Raw genomic sequence first — 20,267 nt, forward strand, 5'->3', positions numbered from 1 at the left:
CGGACATGACGGCCTCCCCTCCCGGTACCACCACTCCCGCCACCCTGCATGCCTGGCATGCGGGGTTGGCGCGGGCCATGGCCAGCGTTGCAGAGCCCGGCTTCTGCGAACACCTGGCCGACGCACTGGCCAGCCTGGTGCCCATCGAATCGGTGCTGCTCGGCCTGGAATGCAAGGGCCTGGCCCCGCGCCCGCTGTACCAGCGCGGCATCCCGGCGCCCTACCGCGAGGCGCTGATCGAGCGCTACTACTCCCGCGGCTATATGCTCGATCCCTTCTGCCTGGCCCTGGAGAGCGGCCTGGCCGAAGGCTTCTACCACCTCTCGGAAATCGCCCCGGACGACTTCTTCAACAGCGAGTACTACCGCACCTACTACCTGAAGTGCGGCTCGGTGGAAGACGCCCACTTCATCGTCGACCTGGGTGGCCAGCGCAAGGTCTCGCTGTGCGTCTACCAGGGGCGCAGCGGCGCCCGCTTCAGCGCCGCCGAACTGGACCTGCTGCGGGCCGCGCACCCCCTGGTGCGCGAACTGATGCGCCAGTTCGACGAGCGCGGCGGACTCATCCGCTGCCTCGACGGCCATGGTCCGGCCCCCCTGCGCAGCACGCCGCCGGCAGGGCTGAACCAGCAGATCCGCGAGGCGTTCATGAACTTCGGCAGCGACCGGCTGACCGAACGCGAGCGCGAAATCGCCCACCTGCTGTTACGCGGCCACTCGTCCAAGTCCAGCGCCAAGGTGCTGGAGATCTCCCCGGAAACCGTGCGCATGCACCGCAAGAACCTCTACACCAAGCTGGAGATCGGTTCCCAGGCGGAACTCTTCGCGCTGTTCATCGACTGGCTCACGGCGTGACCTTCAGTCAGCCGACCGGGCCGAGCCCTTATCCATTGACTAGGCTTGCTGGTCTTATCCAACACGCAGCGGAGACCCGCCATGCCTATCGAGAAAGCCCTCTACACCGCCCACGCCGAAGCCTTCGGCGGCCGTGAAGGTCGCGCCGTGTCCTCGGACGGCGTACTGGATGTGAAGCTCACCACGCCCAAGGAGCTGGGCGGCCCCGGCGGCGACGGCACCAATCCCGAGCAGCTCTTCGCCGCGGGTTATTCGGCCTGCTTCCTCGGCGCCATCAAGTTCGTCGCCGGCAAGGAAAAGATCACCCTCAGCGAAGACACCTACATAGAGGGTGCGGTGGGCATCGGCACCTTGCCCACCGGTTTCGGCATCGAAGTCGAACTGAAGATATCCCTGCCCGGACTGGACCGCGCGGTCGCCCAGGACCTGATCGACAAGGCCCACATCGTCTGCCCCTACTCCAACGCCACGCGCGGCAACATCAACGTCACCCGTACGCTGGTCTAGGGCACGGGCCCGAGGGATTCCGTAGCCCGGATGCAATCCGGGAAGCGCCGCCGGATTGCCTCCGGGCTAGGACAGCGGTGTAGAAAAGAGAAGGGAGGCCAATGGCCTCCCTCTTTCATTTCACCTTGTAGATGATCCCCGGACTGCACTGGACCATCTGGTAGAGGTCCGGCAGGCCATTGAGCGCCTCGGACGCACCGAGGAACAGGTAGCCCCCCGGCTTCAGGGTGGCGTGAATGCGCGTCAGGATGTCCTTCTTCACTTCCGCCGAGAAGTAGATCAGTACGTTGCGGCAGAAGACGATGTCGAACTTGCCCAGTGCCGCGTAGCTGTCCAGCAGGTTCAGCGGACGGAACTCGACGCGGCTGCGAATCGGTGCCTTGACCACCCAGCGCCCCGGCCCCTTGGGGTCGAAGTAGCGGGTCAGGCGCTCCTGGGACAGGCCGCGGCCCATCGCCAGGCTGTCGTACTCGCCCGCCTTGCAGGCCGCGAGCATGGAGCTGGAGAGGTCGGTGGCGACTATGCGCACCCCGGCCTTGAGCTGGCCGAGATTGATCTTCTCGAACTCATCGATGGTCATTGACAGGGAGAACGGCTCCTGCCCGGAGGAGCTGGCGGCCGACCAGATGCGCAACGGCTGGTTCGGGCTGGCCTTGATCAGCTCGGGCAGCACCCGGTTCTTCAACACCTCGAACGGGTAGGTATCGCGAAACCAGAGGGTTTCGTTGGTGGTCATGGCGTCGATCACCTGCTCGCGCAGGCCGCCGCGGGAGAACCCCTGGATGCGCTGGGTCAGCTCACCCAGGGTCTTGATGCCGTTCTGCTCCATCAGCTTGTTCAGCCGACTGGAGACCAGATACTGCTTGTTGCTGCCCAGCAGGATGCCGCAGGTCTTTTCCAGGAATACCCGGAACTGCTCGAACTCAACATTTCCTGAAGACACTAGGGGCGCCTCACCAATCAAATTCCGTGTCAGGGGACCGAAGCCTCAGTCCCCATCCGTTACCCTGATGCGTTCCACCACGCGTGAGGCAAGGTCGTCCGGTTTGAACTTGGCGAGGAAATCATCCGCGCCGACCTTCTTCACCATCGCCTGGTTGAACACACCGGAAAGCGAAGTATGCAGGAGGATGTGCAGCTTCTGCATGCGTGGATCGTTGCGGATCTCGGCCGTCAGGGTGTAGCCGTCCATCTCCGGCATCTCGATGTCGGAGACGATCATCAGCAGTTCCCGCTCCGGCGCCTTGCCCTCCTCCACCATCTCGCGCAGGTAGTTGTAGGCCTGGCGTCCGTCGTTGAGGGCCTTGACCTCGACGCCGACGGTTTCCAGGCAGCGGATCACCTGCTTGCGCGCCACCGACGAGTCGTCGACGATCAGGACCCGCTTGCTGACGGCCTTGCTCTGGGTCTCGATGTCGATCACGCCTTCGGACACCACCTCGGAGGTGGGCGCCACTTCGGCGAGGATCTTCTCGACGTCGATGATCTCCACCAGCTGCTTGTCGACCCGGGTGACGGCCGTCAGGTAGTGATCGCGACCGGTACCCTTGGGTGGCGGATGGATCTCTTCCCAGTTCATGTTGACGATGCGCTCGACCGAACGCACCAGGAAACCCTGAACCTTGGTGTTGTATTCCGTGATGATGACGAAGCTGTTCTTCAGGTCATCCAGGCCCCTGCGCCCGGTCGCCATGGACAGGTCGAGAATCGGAATGGTACCCCCACGGATATTGGCGACCCCACGCACCACCGGACTGGACTTGGGCATCAGGGTAAGGCGGGGGCATTGCAGCACCTCCTTCACCTTGAACACGTTGATCCCGTAGAGCTGCGATCCGTCGAGACGGAACAGCAGCAGCTCCAGGCGGTTCTGCCCGACCAGTTGGGTACGCTGGTTAACCGAATCCATAACACCGGCCATGACCAGACTCCTATTACAAGCCACTGAACGCCCGCCTCAGACTAGCAGGCGGCACGAGCCTTGCTTCTATGTTTGCATGAAGACCAAGACGACGATTTTCCGGCACTTGATGGCAAAACGCCGCAGACCGCTCGCGGCTGTTTTACCCGCTTTGTGCTGTCTCGGCTACAGCCTGGCGTCAAGTGCCGGTCAGACGCCGCCTGAAGTACTTATCGGCACGGCCGAGGGCTTTCTTGAGTACAGCGTCGAAGAATATCTGCAACGTGGCGATATCCAGGGTCGCAGCGAAATCCAGGTCAATCGCCTGGACCCGCGCCTGCGCCTGGCCGAGTGCGACAAGGAATTGACGACCCGCCTGGAAAGCCCGGCGCAGCCCATGGGACGCGTCACGGTGCGGATTCGTTGCGACGGCACATCGCCCTGGACCGTGTTCGTCCCGGCCCAGGTGAAGCTCTACCGCGACGTGGTGGTGGTCAGCCGGCCGTTGCGCCGTGGTGCGCCCATCGGCTACGAGGATGTGTCGCTGGCGGAACGGGACGTGGGTACCCTGAGCCAGGGCTTCCTCACCGATACCACGCAGATCCTCGGCCAGAAGACCACCCGCGCCCTGCTTCCCGACCAGGTGCTGGCGCCCCTGCATCTGGAACAGGCTGAAGTGGTCAGCAAGGGCGACCAGGTGGTGATCAGTGCACTGAGCACGGCGATCAACGTGCGCATGCCGGGCGAGGCCCTGAGCAATGGCGCTCCGGGCGAGCAGATCCGGGTCCGCAACCTGAGTTCCGGCCGCGTCATCAAGGCCCGGGTCAAGGGCCCCGGCCAGGTTCAGGTGGACATGTAGCCATGGCCAGGCTGGCATCACGGCGGACGCTTTTCCTACACTCAGCCGGAACAAAAGAAATTCCTAAAGTTATCCCGGACAGGGCCGATAATACGGTAAGCGTCCAACTAGCGTCCGAGGTTCAGCATCATGGTTATCGACTTCAACCGGCTCAATAACGGCCCCACGCCCGCCAACGCGGGACGTACCGGCAGCACCCAGGCCGGCAAGAACGAAACCGTCACCAGCGGCCAGGCCGCTGCTCCCCAGACCACCGGCGAGCAGGCTCCGGCGGCGAAAAGCGGCGAATCCGTACAGCTGAGCAGCGAAGCTCAGGTGCTGCAGAAAGCCGGCGAAAAACTGCGCGACTTGCCCGTCGTGGACAAGGAGCGCGTTGAAAAGCTCAAGCAGGCCATTGCCGACGGCTCCTATGAAGTCGACAGCAAACGCGTGGCCAGCAAGCTGCTGAACTTCGAATCCCAGCGCTAGTCCACGGGCGGCGCTGGGGAACTTGGACGCCCGATCCCCAGAGCGCATATGCAAGACACCACCCTGCTTCAGCTGTTCACTGACGATATCGGCCACGCCCAGCGTCTGCTTGAGCTGATGGACGAAGAATTCCAGGCCCTCGGCGAGCGCGACCTGCCTCGCCTCGAGAAGCTCCTGGCCGACAAGCAGCCCCTCCTCGCCCAGCTCGACCAGCATGGCCAGCAACGTAGCCAGCTGCTGGCAAGCCTACAGCTCAGTACCGACCGCGCCGGCCTGCAGCGGCTCGCCGAGCGTTCGCCCCTCGGCCAGGAACTCCTGGCGCGCGGCGACGAACTGGGTCAGTTGCTGGAGAGCTGCCAGCAGCTCAACGAGCGCAATGGCCGACTGATTCGCGCCAACCGTGCATCGGTCGGCGGCATGCTCGGTATCCTGCGCGGCGGCGACACCCCGAGCCTCTATGACAGTCGTGGCGCTGCCGCTAGAATCGGCCAGCAGCGCCCGCTCAGCCAGGCCTGACAAGACATTACAAGAAAGGCACGAAGACATGGAGGCAAGATGCCACTATGCTCTGTGTGCGACCTGCTTTTGTGTTCGGAGAGATTTGGACCGTGTCCAGCCCATTCCACGAAGAAAACGGCCCCCAGCCTCCCAAGGTGCTCAAGGCACCGGTTGAGATCCTGGCCAATCTCCGTCTGCTGCAACAACACCACGACCCGCTGATCATCACCTTCCACGACCGCAACCAGCGGTTCCAGAGCTATCTGGTCGAGGTGGATCGTGATCGCGGCCTGGTGGCCCTGGACGAAATGATCCCCAACGATGGCGAGCGCTTCCTGCGCAATGGCGAGACCTTCCGCATCGAAAGCTTCCACGAGGGCGTGCGGATCGCCTGGGAAACCCAACAGGCCGCCACGGTGGGCGAGTTCGAGGGTGATCGCTGCTACTGGTGCGCCCTGCCCGACGAGGTGACCTACCACCAGCGCCGCAACGCGTTCCGCGCCACCCTCAAGCAAAGCCAGTGGGTGCCCATCGAGCTGGATGGCGACAAGCTGTCGGCGCCGTACAAGGGAGTGATGCTGGACGTCTCCGCCACCGGCTGCAGACTGCGCTTCGAAGGCGACCTGAGTGGTCGCCTGCAGCCCGGCCAGGTCTATGAGCGCTTCAGCGCCAAGCTGTCGATCGGCCCCATCACCACGCCCGTGGAACTGCGTCACCTGCAGTTCGACGAGAAGACCGGCATGAGCTTCGTCGGTATCCGCTTCCACAACATGAGCGGCCTGGTGCAACGCAATATCGAGCGCTTCGTCTATCAACTGCAGCGCGAAGCGCGCCGGTTCGAGAAGGACGACCTCTTCTAGACGACCAGGGTGCGCGGCCCAAGCGCCGCGCCGGGCTCAGCCAGTCCCGAGCTTGATTCCCAACCGCCCCAGTCGCGGCAGGTGTTCGGGATCATCCAGTACCCAGAGCCTGGGCAGCAGCCCGTGCGGCCACTCCAGTTCCTGCAGCCGTTCGCACGTCCTGGCCAATACCTGGTCGCTGCCCCAAGGCATCGACTCGAACAGCCGTGGATCGACGCGGCGCAGGCCAAGCAGCGCATAGCGACCGTCCTCGGTTGGCCCCAACACGGCCTGGTGCTGGTCCAGGGCCTCACAGGCGGCTGACAGGTAATCGGCATCCAACATCGGGCAGTGCTGGCCGATAAGCACCACGGCGTCGTTCTCGGAAAGGCCCAGGGCGGCGATCCGTCGCATTCGCTCCCCCAGGTCGCCCACCGGTTGCCCCACCACCATCCAGTCGTTGTCCTCGGCCAGGGCTTCGAGGAGCTCGTCCGGCCCATCCTCGATCCAGAAGATCCGCTCGCTGAAACCCAAGGGCGGCAGATTGAGAACACGCGCCACCAGTTGCCTGTGCAACTGGATCACTCCTTCCGTTCCCAGCGTCGGGAGCAAGCGGGGATGGTGCTTGCCGGCGTGCGGAGCGCTTGCCAGCAAATGCAGGGAGATGCTCAACGTCATGACCAGTTCCTCCTTGAAGCCCAAGGTGGCCCCTGGGCTTGAAGCAACCACACCGGTCGATCATTGGACAAAAATGACGTGGCGTTGGGCCATTATTTGTCGGGCTGCGGTTGCTCCGGCCTGTCCTCGGCCGGGGGTTCGGCGGATGGGTTGTCGCCGTTCTGCATCTGGTCCTGTACGTCCTTTTCGTCGACCCGCGGGTCCAGCGCCGCCACCAGCGGCGAACTGGTCATGTTGTCCGGCGTCGGCACATGGTGCAGCGGTGCGTCATCGACCCGGTGCAGACCGGTGACCGCATCCGGCCGCACGCGCAACACCAGCACCGCGGCACAGAAGCTGACGAAGGCATAGAGCATGTTCGGCCCCAGCAGCTTCATCAGCGCGCCGGTCAGCAGCGGTCCGATACTGGCGCCCACGCCGAAGGTGATCAGCAGCATGGCGGTGAGCGAGACCCTGCGCTCGGCTTCTATATGGTCGTTGGAGAACGCCACCGCCAGCGGATAGAGGCTGAACTGCAACAGACAGACCAGGAAGCCCACCGGGAACAGCACTTTCAGGGGCACCGACGGCATGAGCGCCAGGGGCAAGGCGGCCAATGCCAGTAGCGCGGCGGTGCTGCGGATCAGCACTGCGCGATCGTGGCGGTCCGACAACCAGCCGAGCGGCCACTGCACCAACAGGCCGGCGAGGATGCAGCTGCCCATGAACAGGCCCACCTGTTCGGTTGGCAGGCCCTGGGCGGTGGCGTAGAGCGGCGCCAGGCCGTAGAAGGAACCGATCACCAGGCCGGAAACCAGCACCGTGGTCATCGACTGCGGCACCCGCCGGATGAAGAAACGCGGCTCCAGCGGCGCCGGATGCAGCGGAGCCGGGTGCAACTTGCGGGTCAGCGCCACCGGCACCAGGCACAGGGCGAAGCACATGGCGACCAGCATCAGCAGCTCCGATCCGAGCCCCGGATGCAGGACCAGCACCAGTTGCCCCAACACCAGGCCCAGGTAGGACGCCACCATGTAGCCGGCGAACACCTGGCCACGCATGCCGGCGTCCGCCTGCTCGCTGAGCCAGCTCTCGATCACCATGTACTGGCACATCATCCCCAGGCCCACCAGCATCCGCATGACCAGCCAGGCCGGCAGGAAGTTGATCAGTCCGTGGCCGAGCACCGCCGCCGTCACCACACCGGCGCAGGCCACGTAGGCGCGGATATGCCCGACGCGGGCGATCAGCCGGTGACCCAGCTTGCCGCCCAGGATCAGGCCGAAATAGTTGGCGGCCATCAGGGCGCCGACCCAGAGCCCGTCCACCTTGTCCGCGGCCAGGCGCAGACCGAGGTAGGTACTGAGCAGGCCCGAGCCGATCAGCATGAGCAGGGTGGCGAAATACAGTGCGCGAAACGACTTCCAGATCCGATGCATCGGCGCTCCAGACGGCTCCTTGTACAGGGTTGGCCGCCCCATCGAACGGCCCTTGGGCGATCACACCTGGGAAGCGAGGATTCGCCGCTCCCATGGCGTGATCTCATCGAAGAAGCTGCTGAGCTCCATCGTCTTGGTAGCAATGTAGCCGTCGATGAACTCGTTGCCGAACAGTTCTCGCGCCAGATCGCTGCGTTTCAGACGCTCGATGGCCGCATGAAGGGTACAAGGCAGCAGCAACTCTTCCGGCGCCTCGAACTCGCCCTGGATGGGCGCGCTCGGCTGCAGTTGCCGCTCTATCCCGTAAAGACCCGCCGCCAGGCTGGCGGCAATGGCCAGGTAAGGGTTGGCGTCCGCACCCGGCAGGCGATTCTCCACCCTTCTCGCCACCGGCGCGCTGGCCGGGATGCGCAGGCCCGCCGCCCGGTTGTCGTGGGACCAGCAGGCGTTGTTGGGCGAGGCATAGGGATGACAGAGGCGCTGGTAGGAATTCACGTTGGGCGCGAACAGCGCCGTGAAATCCGCCATGGCCGCCTGCTGGCCACCGATGAAATGAGAGAAGGCGTCGGTGGCCTGGCCGCTGGCGTCGCTGAAGATGTTCTGCTCGCCGTCGAGGGTCACCACACTCTGGTGGATATGCATCGAGCTGCCCGGCGTGTGCGCCAGCGGCTTGGCCATGCAGACCACCTGGACACCATGCTTGAGCGCCAATTCCTTGAGCAGGTGCTTGAACAGGAACGTCTGGTCGGCCAGCAGCAGCGGGTCACCGTGGAGGAAGTTGATCTCGAACTGGCTGATGCCCATCTCGTGCATGAAGGTATCGCGGGGCATGCCGAAGGCCTCCATGACGCGATAGACCTCCTCGAAGAAGGGCCGCAGGCCATTGTTGGACGACACGCTGAAAGCCGAGCAACCCACCTCGCGCCGCCCATCCAGGCCCAGCGGCGGCTGGAAGGCCTGCTGCGGATCAGGACTGGGCGCGAAGACGAAGAACTCCAACTCGGTCGCCACCACGGGTTTCCAGCCGTGTTCCGCGTAACGGTCCAGCACCCGGCGCAACAGGCCGCGGGTGGACAGTCCGGACGGCCGACCATCCAGTTCCTGGGCATCGCAGATCGCCAGGGCACGCGGGCGCTCGCTCCACGGCAAGCGATGGACCTGGCCGGGCGCGGCCACCAGGGCCAGGTCGCCGTCGTCGCCGCCATAGAAACGGGCCGGTGGATAACCACCCATGATGCATTGCAGAAGCACGCCCCGCGCCAGTTGCAGTCGACGCCCGGAGAGGAAGCCCTCCCCTGTCATCACCTTGCCGCGCATCACCCCGTTCAGGTCCGGCGTGACGCACTCGACCTCTTCAACGCCAGCCAGACGCTCGGCGAGCGGGCCGCGGACTTCAGTAGTCATGATTGTTGTCCTTGTGTACGACGACCGCTCTGGATGGCGGCCTGTACAAAAATACGCACTGACTGTTCGGAATATCAAGCGCACTGACCCCCAATTTCTCCCGGCATGAAAAAGGGATGGGGCGCCAAGCGCCCCATCCCTTCTTGCGTTACCTACAACCTGTTGCCAATGGCCTCCTTATGCCAGGACGAAGTCAGCCTGGTTGACAGTAGTGGCATCGGTAACCCCCACCAGGGTGATGCTGTTGGCCCCGATCGCCACACGGGTATCCGCCCCGACATCGGTGATCACCACATTCGTCGCGAAGTTCGCCGCAGTGATGCCCAGGCTGGCGATGTCCATCCGGTCCTGGCCACCGGCCGGGTTGGCGTCGAAGTCCAGGATGCGGTCCTGGCCGAAGCCGGCGGCAAAGCGGAAGACATCATTACCCAGTCCACCAGTCAGGGAATCGTTCCCTACCCCTCCTTGCATGGTGTTCGAAAGGCCATTGCCGACACCGGTGAAGTTCGCCGTTCCCATGTAGCGCAGATTCTCGACGTTCGTGCCCAGCGTATAATTCGCCAGGAAGGTCTGCACTTGATCCGTCCCTTGCCCTGCCAACTCGATCACCACATCAAGCGCGTCGTGAACGATGAAGACGTCGTTTCCCGTACCGCCTGACATCTGGTCAGCCCCTGTCCACCCGTTGAGGAAGTCGTCGCCTGCACCACCGGTCAGGATATCACTGCCCTCCCGTCCGCCCAGGGTGTCATTGCCGGCTCCACCGATCACGGTATTCCCCAAGGTATTGCCGACACCGGTGAAGGCTGTTGTACCCATGTAGCGCAGATTCTCGACGTTCGTCCCCAACGTGTAACTCGCCAGGAAAACCTGCACCTGGTCCGTTCCCTCACCCGACTGCTCCACCACTACATCAAGCGCATCATGAACGAGGAAAACATCGTTTCCCGTACCGCCCAACATCTGGTCATTCCCTGTCCACCCATTGAGGAAGTCATCTCCTGCACCACCCATCAGCAGATCATTACCCTCGCGCCCACCCAGGGTGTCATTACCTACTGCACCGACCACAGTATTCCCCAAGGTATTACCAACACCGGTGAAGTTGGCCGTTCCCACATAGCGCAGGTTCTCAAGGTTCGCGCCCAGCGTGTAATTCGTCAGGAAGGTCTGCACTTGATCCGTTCCTTGCCCGGCCAACTCGATCACCACATCAAGCGCATCGTGAACAACGAACGCGTCATTCCCTGTACCACCCGACATCTGGTCGGCCCCTGCCCCCCCGTTGAGGAAGTCATCGCCAGCACCACCGGTCAGGACATCGTCCCCCTCTCGGCCACCCAGGACATCGTTACCAACCCCACCAATCATCATGTCACTCCAGATCGTACCCGTTAGGGTGCTACCTCCGGCCGCCGCCGTGAACAGCCCGCCCGCCGGAGCAGTCGCGGCTGAAGTCGCCGTGTTGGCGAATCCTTGATCATCGGTAAAGCTCGCCACCACCCGCAGCATTTGACCTACCTGCCCGGCACCCGGGGTGAAGTTCGCCCCCGTGGCGCCGACGATGTTGGCCCAGGTGCCGCCGCCATTGCTGGAGGACTGCCACTGGAAGTTGAACACCGAGGTGGTGGTGCCGTCCGGGTCGGCGATGGTGCCGCGACTTGCGGTAAGCACCTGGCCTTGGGTCGGCGTAGCGTCACTGATCAGCGGTACCCCGGTCGCCAGGTCATTGACCTGCACCGTCGAAACCGGAGCGGTCACCGCCGAGTAGACGGTTTCCAGCACGCCGTTGGCGTCCTTGTAGATGGCCTTCAGGCGCATGGCCAGGCCGGCCTGGGCGGCGGTGACGAGGAAGCTCGGCCCCGTGGCCCGGGCCAGTTCGGCGCCGGCATTTTCGATGATGATGTCTTCGAAGATGCCGTCACCGCGCTCGTCCACCTGCCAGTAGTAGGACACAGGTCCGGTGACCCGGCCGCCGACGTTGTTGGCATCGGTTACCCCGGCGATGGAGGCCACCAGACGGGTACCGACTTCCGGCGTGGCATCGCTGATGGAAGCCAACCCTTGCGGGCCGCTGTTCAGGCCAGCCACCAGTGCCTCGCTAACGTCGTTGAACTGCAGGCGCTCGATGCCGCTCAGGCGGTCCACGCCATCGCGGCCGGCCACGCTGTCGGTCACCGTCCAGGTGCCGTCGCCATTGTTCGCGACGGTGTAGTCGGCGCGGTTGCCGGAGAACCCGGCGGTGTCGTAGTTGAAGGCACCGTTGCCCGCCTGGATTTCACGGGCGATCACCAGTTGGCCCGGAGTGTAGCGACCGGTGAGCATGTCGTGGACCAGCTCGGTCATGCTCAAGGCGCGATCGATCTCCGGCCCGGTGCCGTTGGCGTTCTGGCGCACGCTGATGTAGACGGTCATGGACCTGTCGCCATCGATCCGGTCGTCACCACCCCGGCCTTCGATAATGTCGCTACCGCTGCCGCCGAGGATGATGTTGCCGGCGCCGAAGGAGGTCACGCCCGCCCCCAGGAACTCCTGCAATCCGGCGATGAGGCCGATGTTGGTAAGGATGCTTCCGTTCACGCCCGAGGTGGAGATCGCTGCCGCATCGCGGTCGTCTCCTTTCAGGATGTCGCTGTGGGAGGAGCCCGAGAGGCCTTCCATGAACTCGAATCGGGTCAGCAGCGACGCGGTCGACGGGGTCACCGGAGTCTCGTCGAAGGCACGCAGGTCGAACTCGATGTTGACCCCCTGCGGATCATCGCGGAACACCGCCCAGTCGAAGCCCGAGCCACCAACGTAGCGGTCGCCCTCGCCGCCATTGCCGAGCATGATGTCGTCACCGCCCTCGCCATCCATGCGATCGATGATGCCGCGCTCGCCGATGTACACATCGTTGCCGGGCACGTTGTCCAGGCCGAACTCGTTGAAGTTGTCGCCGGCGTTGCCGTCCGGACCACCGAGTTCCAGCCAGTCGTCGCCCTCGTTGCCGAACTGCGCTTCGTTGGCCCGGGTTCCGAGGATGAAGTCGTTGCCCACGCCGCCGAAGATCTCGGTGGAGTCCTCACCGGAAACGATGAAGTCGTTGCCCTGGCCACCCAGGATCAGGTTGATGCCATTGCCGCCATGGATGACGTCGTTGCCGCCGTCGCCCTGGATGTTATCGTCGCCGCCGCGGTCAGTGATGATGTCGTCGCCATCGCCGGCACGGATCAGGTCATTGCCGTCACCCCCTTCGATGCGATCATTACCGCCATCGCCCCAGATCGTGTCATCGCCGATGCTGGCGATCAGCACGTCGTTGCCGTTGGTGCCACCCAGCACCACGTGCTCGTCACCGGTGTAGCGCAGGTAGTTGGTGTTGGCCTCGTTGTAGAAGGGCGTCGCGGCGCTGTCGGTATTCACCGGGTTGTCGCGAATCACCCAGGGCAGCAAGGCGCTGCCACCTTCGGGGTCGGCCTGGCCATCGGCGCCAAGACCAGTGAATTGCCGGCTCTGGTCGACTTCGAGGATGAAGCCGGGTGTGGAGAAGATGTCCCCCGGCAGGTGGGTTGCGTTGGTATTGGCCATCACCATCTTGGCGAAGGAATTGTTCTCCAGTTCGGCGAGGAAGTTCATGCTCGCCGTGCGTTCCAGGTAGTAGAAACGGTCGCCGTCCTGGAGTTTCTCCATCTGGTTCTCGAACACGAAGTTGAAGGTCGAGCCCAGCAGGCCACCGAAGGGCATCTGCCGCTCGGCAAGACCACCGATCCACAGGTCGATGTCGTTGACCCCGGTGGTGGCCGCCGGCCCATTGAGGAAGGCCAGGCGATCCGCCGTGTCGGCCGTGAAGACGCGCTCTAATCCCACCTCCCCTTCATTGATCACCGCATCACCACCGAATACCAGGGCGAAGGCCACCGCGCGCTTCTCGGCCGTCGTGTTGACGTCGGCTGCCAGCAGCTCGGCGTGGGTGCCGTAAGACGCGATGAAGTTGACGATGGACGTCTGGTGCTTCAGGTGCGCGGCGAAGTCGACCCAGCTGGTGTAGGGCCGCAGCTGGCTGTCGCCGGTGGCGTTGTAGAACTCCTGGCGTGCCGCGTTGAGCGTGGGCACGCCGGTATCACGGCCACGGGCGATGTTGATGGTCGCCAGGTCGAGCGGCAGGCCCAGGAGGTTGTTGCGCAGCGCCTCGGTAACGAACTCATCGATCTCGTTGCCGGTCTGCCGGGTCATGCCGCGAACGATATTGCCCGCCGCTTCCTCCGCCGACAGTGCACCATTGTTGTTGAAGGCCAACGGGTTCAGGAAGGCATCGATCAGGTCCATGCTGCCGGCATCGGTGAAGTTCGGATTCAGCCGGTCGACGGTCTCGGTGAGCATGGAGTGGCCGAAGCGATACACCACGTGGGCGAACTCGGCGACGATGGCCGGGTTGATCGTCGTGTCGTACACCTGGGTGGCGTTGAAGAACACATCCACCTGCGGCTGCACCTTGCGTGCGAACTCCTCGAACACCAGGTGCTGGTACTGCATCTCGGTGGTGAAGCGCGCGGCCTGGAACAGACGCTCGCCATTCCAGCTGCCATCCGCATTCTGCCAGTTGCTGATGAAGGTCGGATCGTTGCTGGCCAGCACCACGGCCTTGATCTGGTCGACCATGCGGTTGTGCTCGGCATGGAACACATGGTGCACGGCGGTCAGGCCGATGTTTTCGTTGCCACGTCCGTCGCCGGTGATGAAGTGGCGGTCGAGCAGTTCATCGTCGAAGGTGCCCGGTGCTGCAGGTCCGGGGTTCACGATGTCATCCGCATCCGCCGTCATCAGCGCGCCGGTCTGGCTGTTGAAGGGGTTGGCGGAGTGGGCGATGTCATCCAGGAAGGCATGCCCGGTGAACAGCGCATTGCCCGGGATGGCGACGCCCAGCCCGCCGTTGGCGGCGGGGTTACCCTCCACGAAGACGATGTCATCGCCCACCAGGGTGACGATCTGCGCGAACCCGTTCGGCCCCGGAATGAACTTGCCGTAGAGGTCGGTGGCCAACAGCGGCACGTTGCCGATATTGCCATCGGTCAGCTGGATACCCAGCATCTGCGCGGCTTGGGCCTTGACCTCGGCCCAAGTGGGCAGGCCACCCACGCCATCGAGCATGCGCCCGGTAGCCACCGGATCACCGTTGGCGTTCAGCTCGTATTCGCGCAGGAACACCTGGTGCGAGGCGTGGGAGGTGTAGGTCTGGTTCTGGTCCACGAAGGGCGTGGTGGTGTTCAGCGGTCCGCCACCGATGATGTCGTCGGCGGTGCCCATCACCCCGTCCTGCCCGGGCGCATCGGTGCTGGTGCGGGTCAGGATCATGAAGTTGGAGTTGCCGCCCGGCACGAAGAGCGGGTCATCCGGTTGCAACGGCACGAAGACGAAGCCGTTGCCACCTTTGGTCACCAGGTCCAGGCCATGGTCGAAGAACTGGCCGAACAGGGTGAACCAGGAGTTGAAGCCGGCGGACAGGCCTTCGTCCGGCGCGGTGTTGGGGATGAACAGCGGCTGCCCGGCCGGGATTGCCACGCCGTTCAGGTCCAGCAGCACACCGTTGGGGTCCAGGGTACCCAGGCCGGCATCCACATAGGCCTGCACCGCCGCCGGGTTGGTGATGGTCTGGTCGACGATCAGGTTGGAAATAACCCGAGGATCGACATCGGCCACGCTGCCCGGGGCGCCGTAGTCGGTGTTGGTCAGCACGCCGCCAGGGGCGGGGCCGTTGGTGTCGATGCTGTCGCCATCCTGGTCATCGCGGAACACCGGCGGTACCAGGTTCGGGAACGGCTGGTCGGCCGCGCCAAAGTGTTCCTGACCCGGAACCAGGTTGTTGAAGGAGCCGTCCACGGTGCGCAGACCGAATGCGCCACGGGAGTTCGGCACGATATCCAGCAGGTTCTCACCGGCCGCGTGACGCTCGGAGACGATGATCTGGTCAAGGATGAACTGCAGGTCGCTACGGATGATATGCACACCCGGGCTGGCGACGTAGGTTTCCTGCGGCAGGGCCGTCGGCGGCGCCACCACCACGTTGCCGTTCACCGCCGCCGTGGCGTTGGAGAAGACGCTCTCCAGCACGCCGTTGGCGTCCTTGTAGACCGCACGCACCCGCAGGGCCAGGCCGTCGAGGTCGGCGGTCACGCGGAAGCTGTTGCCTTGCGCGGTTTCCGGACGTTCCCCGGCCTCGGTGACGATATCCACGAACAGGCCCGAGCCGGCAACGGTTTCCCGCTGCCAGAAATAGCCGACGGGCCCGGTGATCGCGCCCGTGGGGTTTAGCCCGGTGACGTTGTCCGCATCGGTCACCAGCAGCGACGAGGCGGTCAGCACCTGGCCATTTTCCGGGGTGTTGTCGCTGATCTGCAGTTGCCCGTCCGGCCCTGCGTTGAGACCTGGCAGCAGGGCGACGGAGATATCGTTGAACTGCAGTCGCTCGATACCCGTCAGCCGGTCGACACCGTCGGCACCGATGACGGTGTTACCGTCAAGATCTACCTCCAGGTGGGTCACCGTGATCACGTCATCGCTGAAGTCCAGCGTCGTGCCGTTGTTGTCGATATCGATCTGGTAGTCGTCGAAGTTGCCCGAGTACACCGCCGTGTCGTAGTTGAACCCGGTGGTCTGGACGATCTCACGGACGATCACCAACTGACCGGGGTTGATCGCACCGGACAACATGTCGGGGATCAGCGCGCCGATGCTATCGACCCGGCGAAGCTCTGGGCCCGTTCCGTCGACATTGGTCCTCACGCTGACATAGGCGTTGAGCGTGCGGTCGCCATCGATCAGGTCGTCGCCGCCGCGGCCTTCGAGGATGTCGCTACCGCCGCCACCGAGGATGATATTGCCGCCACCGAAGGAGGTGACGCCGGCACCGAGGAACTCCTGCAACCCGGCGATCAGGTCGATGCTGGCCTGGTTGAGCACGCTGCCCAGCGGGCCGTTCTCGGCGATTTCCGCCGCATCGGCATTGTCGCCGCGCAGGATGTCACCGAATTGCGAGCCCGACAGGCCTTCGACGAAGGCGAAGCGGTCGAAGATGCCGGCGTTGGAGGCCGGGACCGGCGGCTCGAAGAAGTCGTCGACGATCATGTCGGCCAGCACACCGGCGGGGTCGAACTTGTAGCTCACCCAGTCGAAACCGGAACCGCCGTCGAAGTGATCGGCGCCTTCGGAGCCGAAGAAGATATCGTCGCCACCCTCACCGATCATCTCGTCGAAGCCACCGCCACCGACGAAGACGTCGTTGCCGGCCACTTCATCCAGGGCGAAGGGCGAGAAGTTGTCACCGGGGGCACCGTCCTGGGTGCCGATTTCGATCCAGTCATCACCTTCGTTACCGGCGGTCTGCAGGTTGCCCTTGGCGCCGTAGATGAAGTCGTTGCCGGTACCACCGAAGGTTTCCGACACGTCTTCGCCGGTAATGATGAAGTCGTTGCCGGCACCGCCCAGGATCAGGTTGAAGCCATTGCCGCCATGGATGACGTCATTACCGTCGTCGCCCTTGATGTTATCGTCGCCGCCCATGTCGGTGATGATGTCGTCGCCGGCTCCACCATTGAGGCTGTCCACCCCGTCGCCGCCTTCGATACGGTCGTTGCCGCCGTCGCCCCAGATGGTGTCGTCGCCGATACTGGCGATCAGGATGTCGTTACCGGCGGTGCCGCCCAGCACCACGTGCTCGTCGCCGGTGTAGTGCAAGTAGTTGGTGTCCAACCCGGGGGTGGCAGGGTTGTCGCGGATCACCAGGGGGATCAGCGGGTTGTCGCCCAGCGGGTCGGCGTTGCCGGGGGTGTCGTCGAGGCTTTCATCCACGCCGACGGTCGCAGGGTTGTCACCGAACACGCCGTCCGCACCCGGGTCCCTGACGCTGGCGTTGAACTGAAGATCCTGGTCCACCTCCAGAATGAGCCCCGGTGTAGAGAAGATATCCGCCGGCAGGCGGGTGACGTCGGTGTTCTCCATCACCATTTTGGAGAAGGAGTTCTGTTCCATCTCGGTGAGGAAGTTCAGTCCCGCCAGACGTGCCAGGTAGTAGAAGCGGTCACCGTTCTGCAGGGCCTCCAACTGGGTCTCGAAGACGAAATTGAAGGTGGAGCCGAGCAGGCCGCCGAAGGGCATCTGCTTCTCGGCCAGACCGCCGACCCAGAAGTCGATATTGCCGAGACCTGTGTTGGTGAAGCCGTCGGTGTCCTTGGTACGCGCCGTGGTGTTGGCCCAGGTACCGGTGCTGAAGAGGAAATCAATACGGTCGCTCGGCGCGCCGGTACCACCCAGGACGATGGCCATCGCTGCGTCACGCTTGCCCTGGAGGGTGGTCGCGTCGGTGATGGTCGAGTGGGTGCCATAGGCGGCGATGAAGTTGATCAGGGACGCCTCATGCTTGAGGTTGCCCATGAAATCGGCCCAGCTGCTGTAAGCCTCCAGCTGGCTGTCGCCGGTCATCTCGTAGAACTCGCGGCGCGCGGCGTTGAGCGACGGCACGCCGGCATCGCGGCCACGGGCGATATTGATGGTGGCCAGATCCAGCGGCAGGCCCAGCAGGTTGTTGCGCAAGGCCTCGGTGACGAACTCGTCGATCTCGTTGCCCTGCTGGCGGGTCACGCCACGGATGATGGCGCCGGCCGCCTGGTCTGGAGTCAGGCCGCTGTTGGCGAACTCCAGGGGATTGAGGAAGGCGGCGATCAAGCCGATCTCGCTGCTGTTGAAATTCTCGTCCAGGCGGTCGATGGTTTCGGTCAGCATGGAGTGGCCGAAGCGGTACACCACATGGGCGAACTCGGCGACTATCGCCGGGTTGATCGAGGCATCGAATCCGGTAGGCGCGAGGAACGCATCGACGTTCGGCTGCACCTTGCGGGCGAACTCCTCGAACACCAGGTGCTGGTACTGCATCTCGGTGCCGAACTTGGCGGCCTGGAACAGCCGCTCGCCGTTCCACTGCAGGGCGTCGATGCCGGCCGGGGTGGTCGGCACCGCGGTGACCGGAGTCAACAGCCACTGGTTGAGGAAGGCCAGATCATTGGACTGCAGCACCGTCTCCTTGGTGTGTTCCACCAGGCGGTTGTGCTCCGAGTGGAAGACATGGTGCACGGCGGTCAGGCCGATGTTCTCGTTGACCCGGCCATCACCGGCGATGTAGTGGGAATCCAGCAATTCGTTGTCGTAGGTGCCGGGCAGGTTGTCGTTGGTACCGGCGATGCCATCGGCGTCCGGAGCGAGCGGAGCGCCCGTCTGGGTGTTGAACGGGTTGGCGCTGTGGGCGATGTCATCGAGGAAGGCATGGCCGGTACGCACGGCACCCGCCAGGCTGATGGGCGCGGCCGGGTTGCCCTCCACCAGCACGTCGTCAGCGGTGCCCGGCAGGCCATCGGGGCCGACGAACACGACTTGCGGATAGCCATTCGGCCCCTTGATGAAATTGCCGTAGGCATCGGTGGCCAGCAAGGGAATGTTGCCGACATCGGCATCGGTCAGGTTGATGCCGAGGATGTCGCGGGCCTGGGCCTTGACCACGCCCCAGGTGGCCATGCCACCAATCTCGACGTCGTCGCCGGTACCAAAATCGCCATCGGCACCCAGGTTGCGATTGGTGATCAACCCACCAGTGGCAACGGGTTCGCCATCGGCATTCAGCTCGTAGGCGCGCAGGAACACCTGATGCGACGGATGGGAGCTGTAGGTCTGGTTCTGGTCAACGAAAGGAGACGTGGTGTTGAGGTGGCGGTGAACATCATCGGCGGTGTTCGGCAGGCCATCGGCGCCGTTGCCCACGGCTACGTTGTCGGCGCGGGTCAGGACCAGGAAATTGGTCGAACCGCCCGGCACGAAGAGCGGGTCATCCGGCTGCAGCGGAATGAAGATGGTGCCGTTGTTGCCCTTCTGCACCAGGTCCAGGCCATGGTCGAAGAACTGCCCGAAGAAGGTCATCCAGGAGTTGAACGGCGCCGACAGGCCTTCATCCGGGGTGGTATTAGGAATGAAGAACACTTCCTGGTCGTCCGGGGTGCCGAAGATGCCATCGAGACCGGGGCTGAGCACGGGCGGGTTGCCACCGTTGGCTGCCACCGCTGCCGGGTTGTTGGCGGTCTGGTCGACGATCAGGTTGGAGATGATCCGCGGGTCGGCATCCACCACGTTGCCGTTTACCGGGCCGGTGGTGGCGTAGTTGGTGTTGGTCAGTACACCACCGGGCGCGGGACCATTGATGTCGATGGTGTCGCCGTCCAGGTCGTTGCGGAAATTCTGCTCCAGCATCAGCGGGAAGAGTTCGTCCGCGGCACCAAAGCCGGTCTGCCCCGTCACCAAATGGTTGAATGATCCATCGACGGTCCGCAGGCCCCAGGGCACTTGCGAGTTGGGCAGCAGCGACGACAAATCGGCGCCAGAGGCATGAGCTTCAGCGATGAGAATCTGCTGGAGAATGAATTCCAGGTCAGACTTGATGAAGTTGGCCATTTTGTTTTCCTCAATCCGACAGCAATAAGTCAGGCCGAATCACGCCCGCGCGGGTGCGATTCCACGTTTCGAAATGGAAAGCGATCGAGCCGGGCAAATCGCAGTCGCGGCCGAACCCGCCAAGCCTTGGAAGTGGCTCAGTTCCGACTGGTTGGATTTGTCCCTGTCAGCGCCGCGCGCGAAGGCGGCGCGTCCGGTCAGGTGCGAGGCGGGCCGTGGAAGCGGACCCGGGTGGACTCAGGTATCGAGGGGCCGGTCGACCCCTGGTGCTGGACTGAAGCGATGCTCATCACGGTGTTCTCCCTAGCACTCTTGTGGTGGCGCTCGCAGTGCCGTCCCTCAACGTCGCTGCGTGCCAAAAAACGGTCATGCTTC

Annotated in this window: 12 protein-coding genes; 6 read left to right on the forward strand and 6 right to left on the reverse strand. The window is 63.9% G+C overall.

The genetic code is table 11. From position 1 onward, the window contains the following. The first annotated feature begins 5 nt into the window (after nt 1-5). Together PCA10_RS20100 and PCA10_RS20105 are read left to right on the forward strand one after the other, a co-directional pair. Complete coding sequence (locus PCA10_RS20100) at nt 6-854, forward strand: helix-turn-helix transcriptional regulator (RefSeq protein ID WP_016493912.1); 849 nt, start codon at nt 6-8, stop codon at nt 852-854. An 81-nt stretch (nt 855-935) separates the two neighbouring features. Next, complete coding sequence (locus tag PCA10_RS20105) at nt 936-1,361, forward strand: organic hydroperoxide resistance protein (RefSeq protein ID WP_016493913.1); 426 nt, start codon at nt 936-938, stop codon at nt 1,359-1,361. Nucleotides 1,362-1,476: 115 nt separating this feature from the next. Here PCA10_RS20105 and cheR read toward each other — a convergent pair whose 3' ends face one another. Continuing rightward, nucleotides 1,477-2,304 (reverse strand): protein-glutamate O-methyltransferase CheR, encoded by an 828-nt coding sequence (gene cheR / locus PCA10_RS20110; protein WP_016493914.1) that lies wholly within the window; start codon nt 2,302-2,304, stop codon nt 1,477-1,479. 45 nt (nt 2,305-2,349) lie between these two features. Then, complete coding sequence (locus PCA10_RS20115) at nt 2,350-3,282, reverse strand: chemotaxis protein CheV (RefSeq protein WP_016493915.1); 933 nt, start codon at nt 3,280-3,282, stop codon at nt 2,350-2,352. 76 nt (nt 3,283-3,358) lie between these two features. Between PCA10_RS20115 and flgA the strand changes: the two genes are divergently transcribed. From flgA to PCA10_RS20135, 4 genes are all read left to right on the forward strand, one after another. Continuing rightward, nucleotides 3,359-4,120 carry a flagellar basal body P-ring formation chaperone FlgA gene (gene flgA / locus PCA10_RS20120; protein ID WP_041770376.1) on the forward strand — a complete coding sequence of 254 codons (762 nt, stop codon included), beginning with the start codon at nt 3,359-3,361 and terminating at the stop codon, nt 4,118-4,120. 129 nt (nt 4,121-4,249) lie between these two features. After that, entirely contained in the window at nt 4,250-4,588 is a 339-nt protein-coding gene (flgM, locus tag PCA10_RS20125) for a flagellar biosynthesis anti-sigma factor FlgM (protein WP_016493917.1), read from the forward strand. Nucleotides 4,589-4,636: 48 nt separating this feature from the next. Next, nucleotides 4,637-5,104: a flagella synthesis protein FlgN gene (locus PCA10_RS20130; RefSeq protein ID WP_016493918.1), complete on the forward strand. Its 468-nt coding sequence runs from the start codon at nt 4,637-4,639 to the stop codon at nt 5,102-5,104. Nucleotides 5,105-5,151: 47 nt separating this feature from the next. Then, the gene (locus PCA10_RS20135; RefSeq protein ID WP_016493919.1) at nt 5,152-5,946 is read left to right on the forward strand and encodes a flagellar brake protein; all 795 of its coding nucleotides are present in this window, start codon (nt 5,152-5,154) and stop codon (nt 5,944-5,946) included. Nucleotides 5,947-5,982: 36 nt separating this feature from the next. On the opposite strand, the gene PCA10_RS20140 is transcribed toward PCA10_RS20135, so the two are convergent. The 4 genes from PCA10_RS20140 to PCA10_RS20155 all read right to left on the reverse strand — a co-directional run bounded on the left by PCA10_RS20140 (nt 5,983) and on the right by PCA10_RS20155 (nt 19,892). Then, complete coding sequence (locus tag PCA10_RS20140; protein WP_016493920.1) at nt 5,983-6,603, reverse strand: TIGR04282 family arsenosugar biosynthesis glycosyltransferase; 621 nt, start codon at nt 6,601-6,603, stop codon at nt 5,983-5,985. A gap of 92 nt (nt 6,604-6,695) precedes the next feature. Further along, entirely contained in the window at nt 6,696-8,021 is a 1,326-nt protein-coding gene (locus PCA10_RS20145) for an MFS transporter (RefSeq protein WP_016493921.1), read from the reverse strand. Nucleotides 8,022-8,081: 60 nt separating this feature from the next. Next, the gene (locus tag PCA10_RS20150) at nt 8,082-9,425 is read right to left on the reverse strand and encodes a glutamine synthetase family protein (protein ID WP_016493922.1); all 1,344 of its coding nucleotides are present in this window, start codon (nt 9,423-9,425) and stop codon (nt 8,082-8,084) included. 177 nt (nt 9,426-9,602) lie between these two features. Beyond that, complete coding sequence (locus tag PCA10_RS20155; protein WP_016493923.1) at nt 9,603-19,892, reverse strand: peroxidase family protein; 10,290 nt, start codon at nt 19,890-19,892, stop codon at nt 9,603-9,605. Nucleotides 19,893-20,267 lie beyond the last annotated feature (375 nt).

Origin of the sequence: Pseudomonas resinovorans NBRC 106553, from assembly GCF_000412695.1 — a bacterium.
Taxonomy (GTDB): Bacteria; Pseudomonadota; Gammaproteobacteria; order Pseudomonadales; family Pseudomonadaceae; genus Metapseudomonas; species Metapseudomonas resinovorans_A.